We start from the raw sequence: 25,507 nt of genomic DNA, 5'->3' as shown, positions 1-25,507 counted from the left end.
ACGTGTGGTGCGGTGAAGGTGGTCGGGGCTGATGTGGTGGATCCGGTTGCCGCGTCGGTGTGGGGTTTGTTGCGGAGTGCTGAGGCGGAGAACCCGGGTCGTCTGGTTTTGGTGGATGCTCGGGACGAGGATGTCGAACGAGCCCTTGCTGCGGTGGGTGATGAGACCCAGTTGGCGGTGCGAGACGGTGATGTTTACGCGTGTCGTTTGGTGCGGGCTGACAGTGTGGCGGAGTTGGTTCCGTCGGGGGGTGTGGTGGCGTGGCGGGTGGATTCGCCGGTTCGGGGGAATTTGGATCGGTTGGAGTTGCGGCCGTTCCCTGAGGCTGCGGATGTGTTGGAGCCGCATGAGGTGCGGATCGGGGTTCGTGCGGCGGGTGTGAACTTCCGGGATGTGCTGAACTTGCTGGGCATGTATCCGGGTGATGCTGGGTTGCCTGGTTATGAGGCCGCTGGTGTTGTCCTGGAGGTCGGTGAGGCCGTTACTGATCTGTGTGTCGGTGACCGGGTGATGGGCGTGGTGAACGGCGGTTTTGGCCCGCTCGTTCGCATCGATCGTGCGTTGGTCACGCGCGTTCCGGACGGTTGGTCGTTTGAGGAAGCGGCGTCGGTGCCGTTGGTGTTCCTGACGGCCTGGTATGCCCTCAACGATCTCGCCGGGCTCTCCGAAGGGGAATCCGTGCTCATCCACGCTGCTGCTGGTGGTGTGGGTATGGCTGCGACGCAGATCGCTCGTCATCTTGGGGCGACGGTGTACGGCACGGCGAGCGAGGGTAAGTGGGATGTGTTGCGTTCGGCGGGTTTGCCGGACGAGCGGATCGCGTCGTCGCGCACGCTCGACTTTGAGGCGAAGTTCCTTGCTACCAGCGGTGAGCGTGGTGTCGACGTGGTGCTGAACGCGTTGGCTGGTGACTTCGTGGATGCGTCGATGCGGTTGTTGCCGCGTGGCGGGCGGTTCGTGGAGATGGGCAAGACCGATGTCCGCGATGCCGATGAGGTTGCCGCTCAGTACGACGACGTCACTTATCGCGCATTCGACTTGGTGGACGCAGGCCCGCAGCGGATCGCGGCGATGTGGGACGAGTTGAGCGCGTTGTTCGAGTCGGGCGCGTTGGCTCCGTTGCCGATTCGGACTTGGGATGTGCGGCAAGCGTCGGAGGCCTTCCGGTTTGTCAGTCAGGCCAAGCACATCGGCAAGGTCGTGCTGACCGTGCCACGCGGTCTTGATCCCGATGGGACGGTGTTGATCACCGGCGGTACCGGGGGCCTGGGCGCTGTGCTCGCCCGGCATCTGATCACCGATCACGGTGTCCGGCACCTGGTGTTGACCAGTCGCCGGGGACTTGCGGCGCCGGGCGCGGCCGAGTTGCTGGCTGAGCTGACCGAGCTGGGCGCGAACGTCCGCGTTGAGGCGTGTGACGCCGCTGACCGCCAGGCGTTGGCTTCGTTGTTGGCTGGTATCCCCGTGCTGACCGGTGTTGTGCATGCAGCTGGTGTGTTGGATGACGGTCTGTTCACGTCGTTGACGCCGGAGCGGTTGCGGAAAGTGTTGCGTCCCAAGGTGGACGCGGCCTGGAACCTGCACGAGCTCACGCTGGACCGGGAACTGGCCATGTTCGCGCTGTTCTCCTCGGTCTCCGGCGTGCTCGGCGGCCCAGGGCAGGCGAACTACTCCGCGGCGAACACGTTCCTCGACGGGCTGGCGGAATACCGCCGGTCGCAAGGCCTGGTCGCCACATCGTTGGCCTACGGCCTGTGGGCAGGCGAAGGTATGGGCAAGGACGCGGACGCGGACCGGATAAGCCGCGACGGCGTGGGAGCCTTGACACCGGCCGAAGGTATGGCGCTGTTCGACCTGGCCACCTCGATGTACGCCCCGGCGACGGTTCCGGTGAAGCTGGACCTCGCGACACTGCGCGCCCATGCCCGGACATCGTCCATCGCGCCGCTGTTGCAGGGCCTGGTCCGGACGCCGAAGCGACGGGCCGCGGCCAACGCTCAGACCGTGTCGGGCCTGTTGGGTGAGATCGCACGGCTCTCCGGTGCGGAGCAGCAGGCACACCTGCTCGACGTGGTGCGTACCGAGGTCGCCTCGGTGCTCGGCCATGCCCGGGCCGAGGTGATCGAGCCGGATCGGGCCTTTACCGAGCTGGGCTTCGATTCGCTGACTTCGGTCGAGTTGCGGAACCGGCTTGGCGCGGTGACCGGGCTGCGGCTCGCGTCCACGGTCACGTTCGACTACCCGACTCCGAGCGCGCTGGCCGAGCACATCCGTGGCGAGCTCGTCGGTGACCTGGGTGCCGTGACCGAGGCCCGGTCGCAGCTGAACGCCACGGACGAACCGATCGCGATCATCGCGATGGCCTGCCGGTTCCCCGGCGGCGTGACCTCGCCGGAGGAGCTGTGGGAGCTGGTGGCCCAGGGCGGTGACGGCATGTCGGCCTTCCCGACGAACCGTGGGTGGGACCTCGGCTCCCTGTTCCACCCGGACGCGGAGCATCGGGGCACGACGTACGCCGACGTGGGGGGATTCCTGGTTGACGCGGACCGGTTCGACGCGGAGTTCTTCGGGATCTCGCCGCGAGAGGCGATCGCGATGGATCCGCAGCAGCGGTTGTTCCTCGAAGTGTCCTGGGAGGCGTTGGAGCGGGCCGGGTTCGACGTGTCCTCGTTGAAGGGCAGCGACACCGGTGTGTTCGCCGGGGCGATGCGTGCGGACTACCTGTCCGAAACGGCATCGGTGCCCGAGGAACTGGAAGGTTTCCTGGGCACCGGGATCTCGACCAGTGTGTTGTCCGGCCGGGTCGCGTACGCCCTCGGCCTGGAAGGCCCGGCGGTGTCGGTGGACACGGCGTGTTCGTCGTCGTTGGTCGCTCTGCATTGGGCGGCGCAGGCGTTGCGCTCGGGCGAGTGTTCGCTCGCCTTGGCCGGTGGTGTCACGGTGATGGCCACGCCGGAGACCTTCATCGACTTCTCCCGTCAGCGTGGACTGGCACGGAACGGCCGGTGCAAGGCGTTCGCCGCTGGTGCCGACGGCACGGGTTGGTCCGAGGGCGTGGGCATGGTGGTGTTGGAGCGGTTGTCCGACGCCCAGCGCAACGGCCACCGGATTCTGGCCGTGGTCCGGGGATCGGCGGTCAACCAGGATGGTGCGTCGAATGGTTTGACAGCACCGAATGGTCCGTCGCAGCAGCGGGTGATCCGGCAGGCGCTGGCCAGCGCCGGTTTGTCCACTTCGGATGTCGATGTGGTCGAAGCACACGGGACCGGTACCGCGCTGGGTGACCCGATCGAGGCGCAGGCGTTGCTGGCGACCTACGGCCAGGACCGCGAGCGGCCGGTATATCTGGGATCGATCAAGTCGAACATCGGGCACACGCAGGCCGCCGCGGGTGTCGCCGGCGTCATCAAGGCCGTGGAGGCGATGCGGCACGGCGTGCTGCCGAAGACGTTGTACGTGGACGAACCGTCACCGCATGTGGATTGGGAAGCCGGTGCGGTGGAGCTGCTCACCGAGCAGCGGGAGTGGCCGGAGACGGGCCGTCCGCGCCGGGCCGGTGTGTCGTCGTTCGGCCTCAGTGGTACGAACGCGCACGTCATTCTTGAGCAGGCGCCTGAGACGCCGCAGAAGCCGCGTGAGACCGACGCGTCCACCGTTGTGCCGTGGGTCGTGTCAGGACGTACTGAGGCGGCCTTGCTGGCCCAGATCGCCCGGTTGCGGGAGTTCGTGTCGGCTTCGGACGTCCCGGTGGGAGACATCGGTTGGTCGTTGGTGACGGCGCGGACTCAGCACGAGTTCCGGGCCGTGGTCGTGGGTTCCGACCGTGACGAGCTGGTCGCCGGGCTCGGTGGGGTGACCGCCGGTGTCCGGGCGGGTTCTGGCGGTGCGGTGTTCGTGTTCCCGGGTCAGGGCTCGCAATGGGTCGGGATGGGGGTGGAGTTGTGGGAGTCCTCGCCGGTGTTCGCTGCCCGGATGGGTGAGTGTGCGGCGGCGTTGGCTCCCTTCGTCGACTGGTCGTTGCGTGATGCGCTGAACGACGCGTCCTTGTTGCAGCGAGTGGACGTCATCCAGCCGGTGTTGTGGGCGGTCATGGTGTCGTTGGCTGAGGTGTGGCGGTCATACGGGGTCCACCCCACAGCCGTGGTGGGCCATTCGCAGGGTGAGATCGCGGCCGCGGTGGTCGCCGGTGGTTTGTCGTTGTCCGACGGTGCCCGGGTTGTGGCGTTGCGGTCCCGTGCCCTGCGGGCGTTGGCGGGCAAGGGCGGGATGCTGTCCGTGACCTTGCCGCTGGCCGAGGTCGAGGCGTTGATCGGCCAGTGGGGTGACCGGATTTCGGTCGCGGCGGTGAACGGGCCGTCGACGGTGATCGTGTCCGGTGATCCGGGTGCGTTGGACGAACTGCTGGCCTCCTGTGACCGGGCGAAGCGGATCGAAGTGGATTACGCGTCACATTCGGCGCACGTGGAGCTGGTCGAGGCCGAGCTGGCCGAGGTGCTGTCGCCGGTTCAGCCGCGTAGTGGTGACGTTCCGTTCTACTCGACAGTGACTGGTGAGTTGCTGGACACGGCCGAGCTGGACGCCGGGTACTGGTATCGGAACCTGCGTCAGACCGTCCGGTTCCGGGACGTGATCGAAGCCCTGGCCGGGCGGGTTTTCATCGAGGTGAGCACGCATCCGGTGATGGGCGTCGGTATCCGGGACACTGTGGACGATGCCCGCGCGGTGCCCACGTTGCGGCGCGGCGAAGGCGGCATGCGCCGGCTCATGGTGTCCTTGGGGCAGGCGTATGCGTTCGGTGTCGCGGTCGACTGGCGGCCGGTGTTCCCACACGCCCGGATCGCGGAGTTGCCGACATACGCGTTCCAGCGTGAGAGTTTCTGGCTACAGCTGTCGCCGTCCGCCGGGAACGCGGCCGGACTCGGCCTTGGCGCGATCGACCACCCGCTGCTGAGTGCGGCTGTCGGGCTGCCCGACAGCGGTGGTCTGGTGCTGACCGGCCGGCTGGGGCTGGATGCTCAGCCATGGCTGGCAGGGCACCGGGCGATGGGCGCGGTGGTGTTGCCGGGTACGGCTTTTGCCGAGCTGGCCGTTCGTGCCGCGGACGAGGTCGGCTACGGCACCGTCGAGGAACTCACCCTCCAGGCGCCGCTGGTGCTTGATGACGGGCCTGTTCAGCTCCGAGTGTCTGTCTCGGAGGCTGATGGTCATGGTCGTCGTGCGGTGGTCATCCATTCCCGGCGCCAAGGTGCCGCGCCGGACGAGGAATGGATCGCGCACGCCACCGGAACCCTGGTCACCGGCGCCGGTGAGTCCGGTGAGGACCTTGCCGCGTGGCCGCCGGCCAATGCCGAACCGGCGGAGCTGGACGGCTTGTACACCGAGCTGGCCGACGCAGGGCTGGACTACGGTGAGCCGTTCCAGGGACTGCGGGCCGCGTGGCGCCGGGGCGAGGAGATTTTCGCCGAGGTGGCGCTGCCGGACGGCACTGACGTCAGCCAGTTCGGTATCCACCCGGCGCTGCTGGACGCCGCGTTGCATGCCTTGGGACTGTCCAGTGGGCAGGTCGGTTTGCCGTTCTCCTGGGCAGGCCTGACATTGCACGCGGCGGGCGCGACCGAGCTGCGGGTCCGGCTGGTTCCGGTGAGCAGTGGTGTGGTTTCGCTGCACGTCGCCGACGGCACTGGTGCTTCGGTGTTGTCGGTGGATTCACTCGCCTTGCGGACGGTCACCGAGGACCAGTTCCGGCCGGTGGGCAAAGCCGAGCGGGAGTCGCTGTTCACCGTCGAATGGCTGCCGGTCGCGGCGGGCGAGCCGGTCTCAGTCTTGCCGTACGGCGAAGGCAACGCCGACGCGTTCGTCTACACCGTGCCGGACGGCGAGCCGCGCGAGCTCGTCGTCGAGGTCCTGCATGCCTTGCAGGCGTGGGTGGCCGAGGACGGTGACGCCAAACTGGTCGTGCACACGCCTCAGAACTCTCCCGCACATGCCGCGGTGAGCGGGTTGGTTCGTAGCGCCCAGACCGAGCATCCCGGCCGGATCGTCCTGGTGCACGGTTCTGGTGATGTCGCCGCGGCGGTCAGCACTGGCGAGCCGGAGGTGATGCTGGCCGACGGCGAGTTGCGGGTACCGCGGCTGGCTCGTGCCCAGGCGTCCGGCGGCGACTGGTCCCTCGACGGCACGGTGCTGGTCACAGGTGGCACCACCGGCCTGGGTGCGCAGATCGCGCGGCGTCTGGTTGAACGTCATGGGGTTCGGCACTTGGTGCTGACCAGTCGTCGTGGCGCCGATGCGCCTGGTGCCGGGGAGCTGGAGCAGGACCTGGCGGCTCTCGGCGCACAGGTGACGATCGCGGCCTGCGATGTGTCCGACCGTGCCCAGTTGGCGGCTGTGCTTGGCTCGATTCCGGGCGAATGGCCACTCAAGGGCGTCGTCCACGCGGCGGGTGTGCTTGACGACGGTGTTCTTGAGGCCATGACGCCAGAGCGGGTCGACACCGTGTTCCGTCCGAAGGTCGACGCCGCATGGAACCTGCACGAACTGACCAGTGACCTTGATCTGTTCGTCCTGGTTTCCTCAGCGGCGGGTGCGCTCGGCGCGGCGGGGCAGGCGAACTACGCGGCAGCCAACGGCTTCCTCGACGGGCTGGCCGCTCAGCGCCGGGCCGAGGGCAAGCCGGCCACGTCGATCGCCTTCGGCCTGCTGGACACCGGCCTGGGGCGCGGCCGCACCGGCTCCGGTGGCTTCACCACCTTGTCCGTCGAGGACGGTCTGGACCTGTTCGGCCTGCTGGCGCTCGGCGAGGACGCCCGGCCGGTCGCGACGAAGCTGGACGTCGCGGTGGCCAGGGACAACGCGCGGACCACGGGTGTGGTGCCGCATGTGTTGCGTGGCTTGGTCACGTTGCGGGTACGGCGCTTCGCGCAGCAGGCACAGGCCGAAGGCTTGGCGCAGCGGTTGAGCGGGTTGCCGGAGGCCGAGCAGGTGCGGCTGCTGGTCGAGCTGGTCCGTACTGAGGCAGCGACGGTCTTGGGACACAGCAGTCCGGCCGCGGTCGAGGCGGACCGTGCCTTCGGCGAAATGGGTTTCGACTCGCTCACGTCCGTCGAGCTCCGCAATCGTCTCGCGGCGGCGACCGGTCTGCGGCTGGCCGCGACGCTGGCCTTCGACTACCCGACGCCCGGCTTGCTGGCCGGCCACCTTCGTGCCGAGCTGGTCGATGACCTCGGTGCGGCGGGGGCCTCGCAGGCGCGGGCACACGTCGGGGCGACCGATGAGCCCGTCGCGATCGTCGCGATGGCGTGCCGATTCCCTGGCGGGGTGGCCTCGCCGGAGCAACTGTGGCAGCTGGTGGCCGACGGCGGCGACGCGATCAGTCCGTTCCCGGCCGACCGGGGATGGAACCTCGACGAGCTGTACCACCCGGACCCCGCGCACCGCGGCACCACCTACGTCAACGAAGGCGGATTCCTGCACGACGCGGGCGAGTTCGATGCCGGGTTCTTCGGGATCTCGCCGCGGGAGGCCGTGGCGATGGACCCGCAGCAGCGTCTGATGTTGGAAGTGTCGTGGGAGGCGCTGGAGCGGGCCGGTCTGGACCCGACTTCGCTCAAGGGCAGCCCGACGGGTGTGTTCGCCGGGATCATGTACCACGACTACGGCATGGGCCTGGGCACTGTTCCTGACGATGTCGAAGGCTTCCTGGGCACCGGGAACTCGGGCAGCGTGCTGTCCGGGCGCGTCGCGTACGCCCTCGGCCTGGAAGGCCCGGCGGTGTCGGTGGACACGGCCTGTTCGTCCTCGCTGGTGGCCTTGCACCTGGCGATGCAGGCGTTGCGGTCGGGGGAGTGTTCCCTTGCCCTGGCCGGCGGTGTCACGGTGATGGCCACACCCGACACTTTCGTGGACTTCTCGCGGCAGCGCGGGCTCGCTCCCGACGGCCGCTGCAAGTCGTTCTCGGCCGACGCGGACGGCGCGGCGTGGTCTGAGGGCGTGGGCGTGCTGGTGCTGGAGCGGTTGTCCGACGCTCAGCGCAACGGTCATCGGATCTTGGCTGTGGTCAAGGGGTCGGCGGTGAACCAGGACGGTGCGTCGAACGGTTTGACGGCGCCGAACGGCCCGTCGCAGCAGCGGGTGATCCGGCAGGCGCTGGCCAACGCCGGACTGCGGACGTCCGATGTGGACGTTGTCGAGGCACACGGCACCGGCACGCCGCTGGGTGATCCGATCGAGGCGCAGGCGTTGCTGGCGACTTACGGCCAGGACCGGGACGAGCCGGTGTTCCTGGGGTCGATCAAGTCGAACATCGGGCACACGCAGGCCGCCGCGGGTGTCGCCGGCGTGATCAAGATGGTCGAGGCGATGCGCCGAGGGGTGATGCCCAGGACGTTGCACGTGGGCGAGCCGTCGCCGCACGTGGACTGGACCGCCGGTGCGGTCGAACTGCTGACCGAGCCGCACGCCTGGCCGGAGACCGGACGCGCCCGGCGGGCCGCGGTGTCGTCGTTCGGGATCAGCGGGACGAACGCACACGTGGTGCTGGAGCAGGCCCCGCAGGCCCCGGTTGCCGAACCGGCCGGAACGGTCCCGGCCGGGCTGGTGCCGTGGGTGCTGTCGGCACGTTCGGCGCAGGCGCTGGCCGCGCAGGCAGAGCACCTTTTGTCCTTTGTGGATGGTCACGAAGACTTGAGTCCGGCGGATATCGGATTCTCGCTGGCGACCACTCGTGCCGCGTTGGAGTACCGGGCCGTGGTGATCGGTACGGGCCGCGACGACCTGCGGGCCGGACTGCGAAATCTCGCCCCGGCGACCGATCCGGTCTCCGGCGGCCGGGTGGGCGTGTTGTTCACCGGTCAGGGTGCGCAGCGGCTGGGCATGGGCCGGGAGCTGTACGAGACATACCCGGTTTTCGCTCAGGCGTGGGACGAGGTGTGCGCGGAGCTTGACCCGTTGCTGCCCAGGCCGTTGCGTGAGGTGGTCTGGGGCGAGGACGAAGAGGCACTGAACCAGACCCAGTACGCACAGGCCTCGCTGTTCACCCTTGAGGTCGCGTTGTTCCGGCTGGCGGAGTCCTGGGGCGTGGTTCCGGACGTGCTGCTCGGCCATTCCATCGGCGAGGTCACCGCTGCGTACCTGGCCGGGGTGTGGTCCCTGGCCGACGCGGTGAAGCTGGTGGCCGCGCGTGGACGGCTGATGCAGGCACTCCCCGGCGGCGGGGTCATGGTGTCGGTGCGGGCACCCGAGGACGAGGTCCTTCCCTTGCTGGCCGGGCAGGCAGGGATCGCGGCGGTCAACGGCCCGGACTCGGTGGTGATCTCCGGTTCGGCCGGCGCCGTGGAACCGATCGTGTCCGTGTTGGCGGCTGATGGCCGGAAGGTGAAGCGGCTGCGGGTCAGCCACGCGTTCCACTCGCCGTTGATGGAGCCGATGCTCGACGAGTTCCGTGCGGTGGCGGAAGCCCTGACGTATCAGGAACCGAAGCTGCCGATCCTGTCCAATGTGTACGGCCGGTTGGCTGAGCCGGACGAGTTGCGGGACCCCGGCTACTGGGTCGGGCACGTCCGCCAGGCGGTTCGGTTCCACGACGGTGTCCGTGCCGCGCATGAGGACGGTGTGACGACCTTCCTGGAGCTGGGACCTGGTGGTGTGCTGTCGGCGATGGGGCAGGAGTGCCTGCCCAGGACGGCGGCGTTCCTGCCCGCTCTTCGCACTGACCGCCCCGAGGGTGAATCCTTGTTGGGGGCACTGGGTAGTGCGTACACCAGGGGCGTCGAAGTGGATTGGGCACGGCTGTTCCCCGGTGCGCAGACGGTGGAGTTGCCGACTTACGCCTTCCAGCGGCAGCGGTACTGGCTGGACCGCACGGCCAGTGGCGCCGGCGAGGTGAGCTCTGTCGGCCTGGGTGTGGCCGATCATCCGTTGCTGGGTGCGGAAGTGTCGCTGCCTGGCTCGGACGGTCTGGTGCTGACCGGGCGGTTGTCGGTGGCCACGCATCCCTGGCTGGCGGAGCGCACGGTGCTGGGCGCGGTCGTACTGCCGGAGTCGGCGTTGGTCGAGCTCGCTCTCCGGGCCGGTGACCGGGTCGGAAGTGACCTGGTGGAGACGCTCGCGGCGCATGCGCCGCTGGTGCTGCCCGAGCGGGGCGGGCTGCAGTTGCGGGTGGTGGTGAGTGAGGCCTCCGCGGCAGGCCGCCGGGACGTGGCGGTGTACTCCCGTGGTGAAGTGCCCGCGGACCAGGCGTGGGTGCGGCACGCCGACGGTGTGCTGGCCGCTGGAGCGCCGGTGGTGACGTTCGACGAGCCCGTGTGGCCGCCGTCCGGGGCCGAGGCGGTAGCCGCGGTGTACGACGACCTCGCCGCCGCGGGACTCGACTATGGGCCGACGTTCGCGGGAGTACGGCAGGCGTGGCGCCGTGGCGACGACTTCTTCGCCGAAGTCGCCCTTCCGGAAGGCAGCGAAACCGGGAAGTTCGGACTGCATCCGGCGTTGCTCGACGCCGCCCTGCATCCGGTCCTCGGCGGGCTGCGTCGCCCGGTCTCCTGGTCCGGAGTGAGCTTGCTCGCCGTGTCCGCCGTGTCGCTGCGTGTCAGGCTGTCCAAGACAGACAGCGGTTACGCGGTGATGGCGGCAGATCCGGCCGGTGGCGTCGTGATGTCGTCGGATGAGGTGGTTCTCGGGGAGATCCCGGCCGAGGAGCTGACGATCACCGCGAGCACCGATTCGGACTCGCTGTTCGAAGTGGACTGGATTCCGCTGCCAGCGACAACCGAGGCGGACACCATGTCCTGGGCAGTCCTTGGTACGGACCCGGTGCTGCAAGCGGCCGAGTTCGACGCCGCGGCACCGGCCGAGATGGTCGTCTGGTCCCCGGTCCCGGAGCCGGGGAAGCCAGTCCCGGAAGCCGTGCGGTCGCTGACGTACCAGGTACTGCGACAGATGCAGGACTGGCTGGCCGACGATCGTCTCGCCGGATCAAAGCTGGTGATCGTGACCCGTGGCGCGTCCGCCGGCCCGGTGGTGGGATCGGTCCGGGGTTTGGTGCGCTCGGCGCAGACGGAGAACCCCGGCCGGTTTGTCCTCGTCGACGTGGACGATCACGCTGAGTCCCTGGCCGCGGTGCGTGCCGCGGCCGTATCAGGCGAACCTCAGCTGGCCATCCGCGACGGAGTGATCACGGTGCCGCGGTTGACCCGCCTTGAAGTGTCCGAAAAGGACAGCGTGTGGCGTGCCGAGGGATCGGTGCTGATCACCGGCGGCACCGGAATGCTCGGCGCGTTGGTGGCCAGGCACCTTGTAGCCGAGCACGGGGTACGCAGCCTTGTGCTGACCAGTCGCCGTGGACTGGACGCGCCCGGCGGGGTGGAGCTACGGGACGAGCTGACGGAAATGGGCGCCCACGTGGAGATCGTCGCGTGTGACGTCGCCGACCGGGACGCCCTGGCGAAACTGTTGGTGGACGTCCGGCTGTCCGGTGTCGTGCACACGGCGGGTGTGCTTGACGACGGCGTGATCGGTTCGCTGACGCCGGAGCGGCTGGACACCGTGCTGCGGCCGAAGGTCGACGCGGCGTGGAACCTGCACGAGCTCACTCAGGACCACGACTTGTCCGCGTTCGTGATGTTCTCGTCCGCCGCCGGCGTGATGGGTGCCGCGGGGCAGGCGAACTACGCCGCGGCCAACGCATTCCTGGACGCGCTCGCCGACTATCGCCGTGCCGAGGGCAAACCAGCGGTTTCCCTGGCGTGGGGCCGCTGGGCGGACGGAGGCGGCATGACCGGGCGGCTCTCCGAAACCGACCGGCGCCGGATGACCGCCGACGGGGTGCTGCCGATCTCCGCGGACGAGGGCAAGGCCATGTTCGACGCGGCGAGCGCGGCGCGGACAGCGTTGGCGGTGCCGATCAAACTGGACGTCCGGGCTTTGGCCGCGGCGTCGACGGTTCCCGAGGTCCTGCGCGACGTGGTGCCCGCCCGGCGGCGCGTCGCCGCGGCCGGTGCGGCCGACGCGGCGGGGCTGCGTGACCAACTCGCCGGCCTGATCGCGCCGGAGCAGCGCCGCGTGCTGCTGGAACTGGTCCGGCAGACCGTGGCCAGGGTGCTGGGCCATCCGGACATGACGGCGATCGCACCGGATCGCGCGTTCGCCGAACTGGGCTTCGACTCGCTGACCGCCGTCGAGTTGCGTAACCGGATCGACGCGGCGACCGGGCTGTCGGTCCCGTCCACCCTGGTGTTCGACTACCCGACACCCCTGGCGCTCACCGAGCACCTGTGGAACGAGCTGGCTGGTTCCGGCCAGACCGGGGACGCGCTGCTGCGCGACCTGGACAGGATCGACGCGACGCTCGACGGGCTCGACCAGGACAGCGAGACGCACGCCGCGATCATCGGCCGCCTGCGTGCGCTCGCCGCCAAGTTCGGCACGGCGGGTGCCGCCGCCGTGCCGGACGACCTCAGCGCGTCGTCCGACGACGAGCTTTTCACTTTCATCGACCAGCAACTCGGCGCCTGACGGTGCACGTGATCTCGAAGACTGGGTGAGGAATCCGTGGCTGAGAACGACAAGCTTCGCGACTACCTGCGGCGGGTCAGCGGTGAGCTGCAGCGCACCCGCAGCCGGCTGGACGAGGTCGAGGGCCGGGAGGTCGAGCCGGTCGCGATCGTCGGGATGGGCTGCCGTTTCCCCGGCGGTGTGCGCACGCCCGAGCAGTTCTGGGACATGCTGGCAGGCGGACGGCACGGGATCACCGAGTTTCCCGCCAACCGGGGCTGGGATGTCGACGGCCTGTTCGACCCGGACCCGGACCGGCTGGGCACCACCTATGTGCGGCTCGGCGGGTTCGTGCACGACGCCGACGAGTTCGACGCCGAGTTCTTCGGTATCTCACCGCGCGAAGCGGTGGCGATGGATCCGCAGCAGCGACTGCTGCTGGAGACGTCGTGGGAGGCGCTGGAGCGGGCCGGCATCGATCCGACGTCGCTGAAAGGCAGCCGCACCGCGGTCTTCGCCGGTACCAACGGCCAGAACTACGGCCGTGACGTGCCCAGGGGAGTCGAAGGCATCGAGGGCTACCTGGGCACCGGCACCTCCGCCAGCGTGCTGTCCGGCCGGATCTCCTACGTCCTCGGCCTTGAAGGCCCATCGGTCACTGTGGACACCGCGTGTTCGGCGTCGCTGGTGACGCTGCACCTCGCCGTCCGCGCGCTGCGCTCCGGCGAGTGCGATTTGGCGCTGTCCGGTGGTGCCACGGTGATGGCTGATCCGGACACCTTCGTCGAATTCTCCCGCCAGCGCGGGCTTTCCCGTGACGGTCTGGTCAAGGCGTTCGCGGCGGCGTCGGACGGCACCGCGTGGGGTGAGGGCGCGGGCATGCTCGTGCTCGAACGGCTCTCCGACGCCCAGCGCAACGGCCACCAGGTCCTTGCCGTCGTCCGCGGCACGGCGGTCAACTCCGATGGCGCCTCCAACGGCCTGACCGCACCCAACGGCCCGTCGCAGCAGCGCGTCATCCGGGCCGCGCTGGCCAACGCCCAACTGTCCACAACGGACATCGACGCGGTCGAGGCGCACGGCACCGGCACCACCCTCGGTGACCCCATCGAAGTGCAGGCGTTGCAGGCGACCTATGGCCGGGGCCGCGATCGGGACCGGCCGCTGCTGCTGGGCTCGGTGAAGTCGAACATCGGCCACACGCAGGCGGCCGCTGGTGTCGCCGGTGTGATCAAGATGGTTCTCGCGCTGCGCAACGGGATGCTGCCGGCGAGCCTGCACATCGACGCCCCCACACCGCAGGTCGACTGGTCGGCCGGGACCATCGCGCTGCTCACCGAGAACCGACCCTGGCAGGGGGACCGGCTCCGGCGGGCGGGTGTGTCGTCGTTCGGCGTCAGCGGCACCAACTCCCACATCATCCTCGAGCAGGCTCCCGAGCCCGTCGAGGCCGACGACGCGACCGTGCGCACCCAGCCGCCGGTGGTGCCGTGGGTGCTGTCCGGCAAGACCGCGGCCGCACTGCGCGCCCAGGCCGAGGCGCTGCTGCACGTCGAGGGCAATCCCGTCGACATCGGCTACTCACTGGCCGCGACGCGCGCCGCGCTCGAGCACCGCGCGGTGGTCACCGGCACCGACCTCGACTCCCTACGCGCCGGTCTCCAAGCCGTGGCAGACGGAACCACGTTGCCCGGCGTCACGACCGGCGACGTCACCACCGGTCAACTCGCCGTCATGTTCACCGGCCAAGGCTCCCAACGGCTCGGCATGGAGCGCGAGCTGTACGCGGCCTTCCCCGTCTTCGCCCAGGCGTACGACGAGATCGCCGCGCTGCTGCCGGGCATTCGCGACATCGGCGACGCAGGCACACTTAACCGGACGGGCAACGCCCAGCCCGCGCTGTTCGCCCTGGAAGTGGCGCTGTACCGGCTGGTCGAGTCGTGGGGTGTCCGTCCCGGCTTCCTGATCGGCCACTCGATCGGCGAGCTGGCCGCCGCGCACGTCGCCGGAATCTGGTCGCTGGCGGACGCGGCGAAGATCGTCGAGGCCCGTGGCAGGCTCATGCAGGCCCTGCCCGAGGGCGGCGCCATGACCGCGGTGCAGGCCACCGAGGACGAGGTCCGCGCCGAGTTGCGTGCGGGCGTCGACATCGCCGCGATCAACGGCCCCAGTTCCGTGGTGATCTCCGGGAATGCCGACGCCGTCACGGCGGTCGCCGACGTGTTCGCCGGCCAGGGGCGCAAGACCAAGGCGCTGACCGTGTCCCACGCGTTCCACTCCGCGCTGATGGACGGCATGCTCGCCGAGTTCCGCGAGGTCGTCCGCGGGGTCACCGCGAACCCCCCGAAGATCGCCGTGGTCTCCAACGTCACCGGCCGGCTGGCCGGTGCGGACGAGCTCCGCGACCCCGAGTACTGGGTCCGGCATGTGCGAGAAGCCGTCCGGTTTGCCGACGGCGTGCGGGCACTGGAAGCCGCCGGTGTCACGCGTTACCTCGAACTGGGCCCCGACGGGGTGTTGTCCGCGGCAGGCCAGGACTGCGTCGACGGCCTGTTCGTGCCCGCCCTGCGCAGGGACCGCGACGACGTCACAACGTTCGTCGGCAGCCTTGCCGCGTTGCACGTCCACGGCGAACGAGTCGACTGGGAGACGTTCTTCCCCGGCGCTCGCACGGTCGACCTGCCCACCTATGCGTTCCAGCGGGCCTCGTACTGGCTGCCCGCGACTTCGTCCGCGGACGCCGCGAGCCTCGGCCTCGGCTCGTTGGACCATCCGCTGCTCGGTGCCGCGGTCTCGGTCGCCGACGCTGACGGATTCCTGTTCACCGGCACCTTGTCGACCAGAACCCATCCGTGGCTCGCGGACCACGTCGTCATGGGATCGGTCATCGTGCCCGGCACGGCTCTGGTCGAACTGGCCGTGCGCGCGGCCGACGAGGCCGGGCTGACCGCCGTGGAAGAACTCACCCTGCAGGTCCCGCTGGCGCTGCCGGAAACCGGGGCTGTCCAGGTTCAGCTGTGGGTGGGCGCGCCGGACGACTCAGGCCGCCGTGCGCTGACCGTGCACTCCCGCCCGCACACCACTTCGACCGATGGCGCATGGACACTGCACGCGACCGGCTGGCTGGCCGCCACACCGGCCGACACGGACTGGGACCTCGCCGCGTGGCCACCGCTGGGCGCCGAAGCGGTCGCGTTGGACGGCCACTACGAGGACCTGGCCGCCCTGGGGTTGACCTACGGCGAAACGTTCCAGGGCCTGCGGGCGGCCTGGAAACTGGGTGAGGACGTCTACGCCGAAGTCGCGCTGCCTGAGCGGGCCCGCGACCAGGCGGGCCGGTTCGGCCTGCACCCCGCACTGCTCGACTCGGCCCTGCACGCACTGGGGCTGAACGAGAGCGGCCAAGCCCGGCTGCCGTTCGCGTGGACCGACGTGACACTGCACGCTTCCGGCGCCGCCGAACTGCGCGTGAAACTGTCCCCGGCAGACGCCGACGGGATCTCTCTGCATGTTGCCGACAGCACGGGAGCGCCGGTCGCCACGGTCGGTTCGCTGTCCACGAGGCCAGTGTCGGCCGACCAGATTCGTACGGCCTCCGGACAGGACGGCCTGTACGAACTCGTATGGCAGCCCGTGGCCGCTGGCAACGGAAAAGCCCCCGCATGGACGTCATGGGACAACCTGGGTGCGGACGTGCCTCCCGTTGTCGTCTACCGAGCGAGCGGCAACGACGTACACGCCGTGCTCGCGGACACGCTCACCGTGCTCCAGGCCTGGCTGGCCGAAGAGCGGTTCGACACGGCGAAACTGGTCATCCAGACCACCGGAGCGGTCGCGGCCGGAGCGGACGACAGTCCGGCGGATCCGGTCCTGGCGGCCGTCTGGGGCCTGGTGCGCAGCGCCCAGTCCGAGCACCCGGACCGGTTCGTCCTGGTCGACGCGATCGACGTCAACGACGCCGTCCTGACCAGCGACGAGTCGCAACTTGCCTTGCGTGGCACGGAATTGCTGGTGCCGCGCCTGGTCGCCGCCGAGTCGGCGGGCCGCTTGGTCCCGCCGGCCGGCGACTGGCGGCTGGGCATGTCCGGCCGGGGCACGGTCGACCATCTCACCCTGGAACCGGTGGCACGGGAACCGCTCGGCCCGTCCGGTGTCCGCGTCGCCGTCCGGGCGGCGGGCCTGAACTTCCGGGACGTGCTGAACGTCCTCGGCATGTACCAGGGCGAAGCCGGGCTGCTGGTCAGCGAGTTCGCCGGAGTCGTCGTCGAAGTCGGCGCCGAGGTGACCGACCTGGCGCCGGGCGACGAGGTGATGGGCCTGGTCTCCGGTGGCGCGGGCCCGCTGGCCGTCGCCGAACGGCCGATGATCACGCGTAAGCCCGCGGACTGGTCGTATGAGCAGGCGGCCACGGTGCCGCTGGTGTTCCTGACGGCGTACTACGCGTTGTGTGATCTGGGCGGGCTGAAAGCCGGCGAGTCGATCCTGATCCACGCCGCCGCGGGCGGTGTCGGCATGGCCGCGACCCAACTCGCCAAGCACCTGGGCGCCGAGGTCTACGGCACCGCGAGCGAGGGCAAGCAACACGTGCTGCGGGCGGCCGGGCTCGACGAGGAGCACATCGCGTCCTCCCGCACGCTCGGCTTCGAGCAGCGGTTCCAGGGCATCGACGTCGTTCTCAACGCGCTGACCGGTGACTTCGTCGACGCGTCACTGCGCACGATGGCGGCGGGCGGCCGGTTCCTGGAGATGGGCAAGGCCGACATCCGCGCCGCCGACGAGATCGCCGCCCAGCACAACGGCATCCGGTACCAGGCGTTCGACCTGAGCGAAGCAGGTCCACAACGGACAGCCGAGATGTGGGCGGCGCTGGTCGAGCTGTTCGAAACGGGCGCGCTGGCGCCGTTGCCGGTCCGGACCTGGGACGTGCGGCAGGCCAGGGATGCGTTCCGGTTCCTCAGCCAGGCCAGGCACATCGGCAAGCTGGCACTGTCCATTCCGCGACCGCCGGCCGCGGACAGGACCGTCCTGATCACGGGCGGCACCGGCGGGCTGGGCGCACTGGTGGCCCGGCATCTGGTGACCGGCCACGGTGTCCGCAACCTGCTGCTGACCAGCCGTCGCGGGCCGGACGCCCCCGGCGCGGAGCAGTTGCGGCAGGAGCTGGCCGAGCTGGGCGCCGACGTGTCGATGGTGGCCTGTGACGTCACCGATCGCGATGCCGTCGCCGCGTTGATCGACGGCGTGGACCTGGCCGGTGTCGTGCACGCGGCCGGTGTCCTGGACGACGGCACGGTCGACTCGCTGACCGTCGAGCGCCTTGACCGCGTGCTCGGCCCGAAGGCTGATGCCGCCTGGCATTTGCACGAGCTGACCAAGAACCGTGACCTCGCGCTGTTCGTCACGTTCTCGTCGGCCGCCGGTGTCCTGGGTGCCGCGGGCCAGGGCAACTACGCCGCCGCGAACTCGTACCTCGACGCGCTCGCCGAACACCGCCGTGCGCTCGGCCTGCCTGGCCAGTCGATGGCCTGGGGCCTGTGGGCAGCGGGCATGGGGGAGACGCTCAGTGACGCCGACCTCGCCAGGCTGCGCAACGGCGGCACGCCCGCACTGACTGCCGCCGAAGGATTGGCGCTGTTCGACGCGGCCATCGCGGCCGGTGCGCCGGTGGCCGTCCCGATGAAGCTGGACCTGTCCGTGCTCCGCGCGACGGCCCGGACCAGCCCGCCCCCACCGGTGCTCGGGGCGCTCGTCCGCACGGCCACCCGTCGCGTCGCGCGGTCCGGCGGCGCGGAAGGCTCGTCGCTGGCCCGTCGCCTCACCGGGCTCACCGAGGCCGACCAGGACCGCGAGCTGCTCGACCTGGTCTGCGTCCAGGTCTCGATGGTGCTCGGCCACATGTCGGCGGACACCATCGAACCCGGTCGCGGCTTCATGGATCTCGGCTTCGACTCGCTGACCGCGGTCGAGTTGCGCAACCGCCTCGCCACGATCACCGGCCTGCGCCTGCCGCCCACCGTGATCTTCGACTACCCGACCCCGGTCGCGCTCGCCGGATACCTTCGTGCCGAACTGGTCGGCGGACTGGGCGCGGCGATCCCCACCCGGGAGCCCGCGCGCGTCGGCACCACCGACGAACCGATCGCCATCGTCTCGATGAGCTGCCGGTTCCCTGGCGGCGTGCGCTCGCCGGAAGACCTGTGGCGACTGGTCGCCGAGGGCGGCGAGGGCATCACCGACTTCCCGGCCGACCGCGGCTGGGACCTGGCCACACTGTTCGACACGACGCCGGGCAAACAAGGTGTTTCGCACACCCGCACCGGCGGATTCCTGCACGACGCCGGTGACTTCGACCCGGACTTCTTCGGGATCTCGCCGCGTGAGGCGCTGGCCATGGATCCGCAGCAGCGGCTGCTGCTGGAGGTCTCGTGGGAGGTGCTCGAGCGCGCCGGCCTCAAACCGTCCGACCTGCGCGGCAGTGCGACGGGTGTGTTCGCGGGCGCCATCTACCACGAGTACGCCGCACAGCTGACGCACGTCCCCGAGGACGTCGAGGGCATGCTCGGCACCGGGACCTCCGGCTCGATGATGTCCGGCCGGATCTCCTACACCTTCGGCTTCGAGGGCCCGTCCGTCTCGATCGACACCGCCTGTTCGTCCTCGCTGGTGGCCATGCACCTGGCGGCGCAGGCGCTGCGGTCCGGAGAGTGCGACATGGCGCTCGCGGGCGGCGTGACCGTGATGGTCTCGCCGGGCCCGTTCGTCGACTTCAGCAAGCAGCACGCGATGGCCGTCGACGGCCGCTGCAAGGCGTTCGCCAACGGCGCCGACGGCGTCAGCTGGGGCGAAGGCGTCGGCATGCTCCTGCTGGAGCGGTTGTCCGACGCGCGCCGCAACGGGCACCAAGTGCTCGCCGTGATCAGGGGTTCCGCGGTGAACCAGGACGGCGCGTCCAGCGGCCTCACCGCGCCCAACGGCCCGGCCCAGCAACGGGTGATCCGGCGGGCGCTGGCCACCGCCGGGCTGTCCACTTCGGACATCGACGCGGTCGAGGCACACGGCACCGGTACCCGGCTGGGCGACCCGATCGAGGCGCAGGCGTTGCTGGCCACCTACGGCCAGGACCGGCAGGAACCGTTGTACCTCGGCTCGATCAAGTCGAACATCGGCCACGCCCAGGCGGCCGCGGGTGTCGCCGGTGTGATCAAGATGGTCGAGGCGATGCGCCGGGGTGTGCTGCCGCGCACCCTGCACGTCGACGCGCCGTCCGAGCAGGTCGACTGGGAAGCGGGCGCGGTCCGGCTGCTCACCGAGCCGACCGAGTGGCCGTCCGTGGACCGGCCGCGCCGCGCGGGCGTGTCGTCGTTCGGCTTCAGCGGCACGAACGCGCACCTGATCCTGGAGCACGTCCCGGCGCCCGCGGCCGAAGAGGCCGAGGCGAACCCGCCCGCACTGGTGCCGTGGGTCCTGTCGGCCCGCTCCGAGCAGGCCCTGCGTGCGCAGGCCGGCCGGCTGGCCGCCGCCGCGGAGTCCGACCAGTCTACTGTGGACATCGGATACTCGCTGGCCACCACGCGCACCGCTCACGAACGCCGGGCCGTCGTGATCGGCTCCGACCGGGCGAGCCTGCTCGCCGGGCTGTCCGCGTTCGCCGAGACCGGCCAGGCGCACAATGTGGTCACCGGGCGTGCGACATCCGGCCGGACGGCGTTCTTGTTCACCGGTCAGGGTTCGCAGCGGCTGGGTATGGGTGCCGGGCTGGATGAGGCATTCCCGGTTTTCGCTCAGGCGTATGACGAGGTATGCGAACTCCTGCCGGGTGTTCGCGCGGTCTCCGACCAGGACGTGCTGGATCAGACCGGTCATGCGCAGCCTGCGATTTTCGCGCTTGAGGTGGCGTTGTTCCGGTTGGTCGAATCATGGGGCGTGCGACCGGACTTCGTGGCCGGGCACTCGATTGGTGAGATCGCGGCGGCTCACGTCGCCGGTGTGTTGTCGTTGCCGGACGCCGCCCGGTTGGTCGAGGCACGCGGTCGCTTGATGCAGGCGCTGCCCGCTGGTGGCGCGATGGTGGCTGTGCAGGCCACCGAGGAGGAAGTCCTCGAGCACCTGTCGCCCAGGATGTCGCTGGCCGCGATCAACGGCCCGGATTCGGTGGTGATCTCCGGTGCGTCGTCGCAGACGCTGAAGGTGGCCAAGCGGTTCGAGAAACTCGGACGCAGGACCAAGCGGCTCTCGGTGTCGCATGCCTTCCACTCGGCGCTGATGGACCCCATGCTGGACGAGTTCCGTGCGATCGTCCGAACGCTGACCTTCGGTGAGCCGACGATTCCGGCCGTGTCCACAGTGACCGGTCAGGTCGCCGTCGAGTGGGCCGATCCCGAGTACTGGGTGCGGCACGTGCGGGAAACCGTGCGCTTCGCCGACGGCCTGCGGACCCTCGCGGATCAGGGCGCGACCCGTTTCCTGGAACTCGGTCCCGACGCGGTCCTCTCCGCGCTCGTCGAGTCCGGCACGGCCGTGTCCGCGTTGCGCAAGGACCGCGACGAAGCCCTCTCGGTCGTCACCGCTCTCGGCGCGCTCCACGCCAACGGCGTCCCGGTCGACTGGGACAAGTACTTCCACGGCAGCGGTGCCAAGGTCGTCGACCTGCCGACGTACGCCTTCCAGAGCGAGCGTTTCTGGCTGCTGCCCACGCCGTCCACGGGCGATGCCGCCGGGCTTGGCCTCGCGGCGCTTGACCACCCGTTGCTCGGCGCGACTGTCACGCTGCCGGAGAGCGGCGGCTTGGTCCTGACGGGCCGGCTTGGGCTGGACGCACAGCCCTGGCTGGCTGGTCACCGCGTGATGGGCTCGGTCGTGTTGCCGGGCACGGCTTTCGCCGAGCTGGGTGTCCGCGCCGGGGACGAGGTCGGTTGCGGCACGGTCGAAGAACTCACGTTGCAGGCGCCGCTGGTGCTCGACGACGGGCCGGTGCACCTTCGCGTGTCCATTTCGGACGCCGATGGCCATGGCCGCCGTGCGGTGGTGATCCACTCCCGTCGTCAGGACGCTGACGCGGAGGAGGAGTGGATCGCCCACGCCACCGGAACTCTGGCGCCCGGTACCGGTGAGTCCGGTGCGGATCTCACCGAGTGGCCGCCGCAGAACGCCGAACCGGCCGAACTGGACGGCTTCTACGCCCAGCTGGCCGACGCGGGACTCGACTACGGCACACCGTTCCAAGGACTGCGCGCGGCCTGGCGCCGGGGTACCGAGACCTTCGCCGAGGTCGCACTTCCCGACGGCACGGACGTCAGCCGGTTCGGCATCCACCCGGCTCTGCTGGACGCCGCCCTGCACGCGCTCGGGCTTTCCGCCGAGCACGCGAGCCTGCCGTTCTCGTGGGCCGGGCTGACATTGCACGCGGCGGGCGCGACCACCTTGCGGGTTCGTCTGGTTCCACAGGGCAGTGGCGCGGTGGCACTGCACGTCGCCGACGGTACCGGCGCACCTGTGCTGTCGGTCGGTTCCCTTGCCTTGCGCGTGGTCAGCGAGGAGCAGTTCCGTTCGGTCAGCAAGGCCGAGCGGGAGTCGCTGTTCACCATCGACTGGCTGCCCGTCGCTGCGGGCAAGCCCGTCACGGTCCTGCCATACGGCGAAGGCAGCGCTGACGCGTTCGTTTACACCGTGCCGGACGGCGAAGCGCGTGAGCTCGTCAACGGGGTGTTGGACGTTGTGCAGGCATGGGTGGCTGAGGACCGTGACGCCACACTGGTCGTGCACACGACTCAGGACTCTCCTGCGCACGCCGCCGTGCACGGACTGGTCCGCAGTGCCCAAGCCGAACACCCTGACCGCCTGGTTCTGGTGCACGGCACCGGTGACGTCGCCGCGGCCGTCGGCACTGGCGAGCCCGAGGTGATGCTGGCCGACGGTGAAACGCGGGTTCCGCGCCTGATCCGTACGCAAGCGTCCAGCCGTACCTGGACCCTCGACGGCACGGTGCTGGTCACCGGCGGTACCGGCGGCCTCGGTGCGCTGATCGCACGGAACCTGGTCGAGCGGCACGGCGTCCGTTCGCTGGTGCTGACCAGCCGCCGTGGCATGGACGCCCCCGGCGCGGCGCAGCTGGAGCAGGAACTGACCGCACTCGGCGCGCAGGTGACGATCGCCGCGTGCGACGTCGCCGATCGCGCCCAGCTGGAGAGTGCCCTGGCACTGGTTCCGGCTGAGTGGCCGCTCAAGGGTGTCGTGCATGCCGCGGGCGTTCTCGACGACGGCGTTCTCGACGCGATGACGCCAGAGCGTGTCGACACGGTGTTCCGGCCCAAGGCCGATGCCGCCTGGAACCTGCACGAGCTGACGAGTGATCTTGAGCTGTTCGTGCTGTTCTCCTCGGCCGCGGGCGCGCTCGGCGCGGCGGGACAGGCGAACTACGCGGCAGCCAACGGTTTCCTGGACGGCCTCGCGGCCTACCGCCGGGCCATGGGCCTGCCGGCCACGTCGATCGCCTACGGCCTGTGGGAAACCGGGATGGGCCACGGCCGGGTCAGCGGACCGGACGGCTTCGGCTCGCTCTCCACCGAGGACGGGCTGGAACTGTTCGACCTGCTCGCCCTCGGCGAGGACGCCCGGCCGGTCGCGATGCGGCTCGATGTCGCCGCCGTTCGGGACAGCGCCCGGGTCGCGGGCACGGTCCCGCATGTGTTGCGTAGCCTGGTCAAGCTGCGGCTGCGCCGTTCCGCACAAGCACCGCAGGCCGCCGGCCTGCGGCAGCGGTTGAGTGGACTGGCCGAGGCCGAGCAGGTGCGGCTCGTGGTCGAACTGGTCCGGACAGAGGCCGCGATGGTGCTGGGGCACACCAGTCCTGACGCGATCGAAGCCGACCGCGCCTTCGGCGACCTGGGCTTCGACTCGCTGACTTCGGTCGAGTTCCGTAACCGCCTGAACGCGGCGACCGGACTGCGGCTGGCCGCGACACTGACCTTCGACTACCCGACACCGTTGGCGTTGGCCGAGTTCCTCCGGTCGGAGCTCGTCGACGAGCTGACTGACCCGGCGACACCGGCGGTCGCCCCGATGGCGGTCAGCGGCGACCCGATCGTCATCGTCGGCATGGCCTGCCGTTACCCCGGAGGCGTCGAGTCACCGGAAGACCTCTGGCGTCTCGTCGCCGACGGCCGCGACGGCGTCACGCTTTTCCCGGACAACCGTGGCTGGGACGTCGACGGCATCTACCACCCCGATCCCGACCGGCCGGGCAAGACCTACACCCGGGAAGGCGGATTCCTGCACGACGCGGGCGAATTCGACCCCGCGTTCTTCGGGATCTCGCCTCGTGAGGCGATCGCGATGGATCCGCAGCAGCGGTTGCTGCTGGAGGTGTCCTGGGAGGCGCTGGAGCGGGCCGGGCTGGACCCGACCACGCTCAAGGGCAGCCCGACCGGCGTGTTCGCCGGGATCATGTACCACGACTACGGCGCCAACGTGGGCAAACTCCCCGACGGAGCCGAGGGGTTCATCGGCATCGGGACCTCGGGAAGTGTGCTGTCCGGCCGGGTCGCGTACACCCTCGGCCTGGAAGGGCCCGCTGTTTCGATCGACACGGCATGTTCCTCGTCCCTTGTCGCCCTGCATTGGGCGATGCAGGCGTTGCGGTCAGGTGAGTGTTCCCTTGCGTTGGCAGGCGGCGTGACCGTCATGTCCACACCGAACACGTTCATCGACTTCTCACGGCAGCGTGGCCTCGCTGCCGACGGCCGCTGCAAGTCGTTCTCAGCCGACGCAGACGGCACGGGTTGGTCCGAGGGCGTGGGCATGGTCGTGCTGGAACGGCTGTCCGACGCCCAGCGCAACGGCCACCGGATTCTGGCCGTGGTGAAGGGTTCGGCGGTCAACCAGGACGGCGCGTCGAATGGGTTGACAGCACCGAATGGTCCCTCGCAGCAGCGGGTCATCCGGCAGGCGCTGGCCAGCGCGGGCCTGTCCACGTCGGACATCGATGTGGTCGAGGCACACGGCACCGGCACGCAGCTGGGCGACCCGATCGAGGCACAGGCCCTGTTGACGACGTACGGCCAGGACCGGGACGAGCCGCTGTATCTCGGATCGATCAAGTCGAACATCGGCCACACGCAGGCCGCCGCGGGCGTCGCGGGCATCATCAAGATGGTCGAGGCGATGCGGCACGGTGTGCTGCCGCGCACGTTGCACGCCGCTGAACTGTCGCCGCATGTGGACTGGACCGCCGGTGACGTCACTCTGCTCACCGATGCCAGGCAGTGGCCGGACACCGGCCGTGCGCGCCGGGCCGGCGTGTCGTCGTTCGGCATCAGCGGTACGAACGCGCACGTCATCCTGGAGCAAGCACCGGAAGTGCCGGAGGCGCCGCGCGCGGTACAGGCACCTGTGGTCGTCCCGTGGGTGCTTTCGGGCCGGACCGACGAGGCACTCCGTGACCAAGCCTCGCGGTTGCTGACCGTCGAGGGTGAACCCGTCGACGTGGGTCTGTCCCTGGCCACCACCCGCACCGCGCTCGAGCGGCGGGCCGTCGTGCTGGGCACCACCGCCGAGGAGTTGCGCACTGGCCTGACCGCGCTGGCCGCGGGGGAGACGTCGGTTGTCACGGGTGGGGTTCTGCCCGGGCGGACGGCGTTCTTGTTCACCGGTCAAGGTTCGCAGCGGTTGGGCATGGGTGCTGGGCTGTATGAGGCGTTCCCGGTTTTCGCTCAGGCGTATGACGAGGTATGCGAACTCCTGCCGGGTGTTCGCGCGGTCTCCGATCAGGGGGTCCTGGATCAGACCGGTCATGCGCAGCCTGCGATTTTCGCGCTTGAGGTGGCGTTGTTCCGGTTGGTGGAGTCGTGGGGTGTTCGGCCTGATTTTGTGGCTGGGCATTCGATTGGTGAGATTGCGGCGGCTCATGTGGTGGGTGTGTTGTCGCTTGCGGATGCTGCTCGGTTGGTGGAGGCGCGTGGTCGGTTGATGCAGGCGTTGCCGTCGGGTGGTGCGATGGTGGCTGTTGAGGCGAGTGAGGACGAGG

2 protein-coding genes are annotated in these 25,507 nt (G+C 69.8%); both read left to right on the top strand.

Annotation, left to right across the window (positions count from 1 at the left end; translation table 11 throughout):
- Positions 1-12,507 (top strand): type I polyketide synthase (locus GC106_RS46390; RefSeq protein WP_217281847.1); only part of this gene is annotated, 12,507 nt, incomplete at its 5' end.
- 36 nt (positions 12,508-12,543) lie between these two features.
- Positions 12,544-25,507: type I polyketide synthase (locus GC106_RS46385; RefSeq protein WP_173142589.1), on the top strand; the 12,964-nt coding region annotated here is incomplete at its 3' end.

It is taken from the genome of Kibdelosporangium persicum (genome assembly GCF_013280595.1).
GTDB classification, from domain to species: Bacteria; Actinomycetota; Actinomycetes; order Mycobacteriales; family Pseudonocardiaceae; genus Kibdelosporangium; species Kibdelosporangium persicum.
The sequence above is the reverse complement of the archived record's forward strand: the minus strand, read 5'-3'. Positions and strand labels throughout refer to the sequence as shown.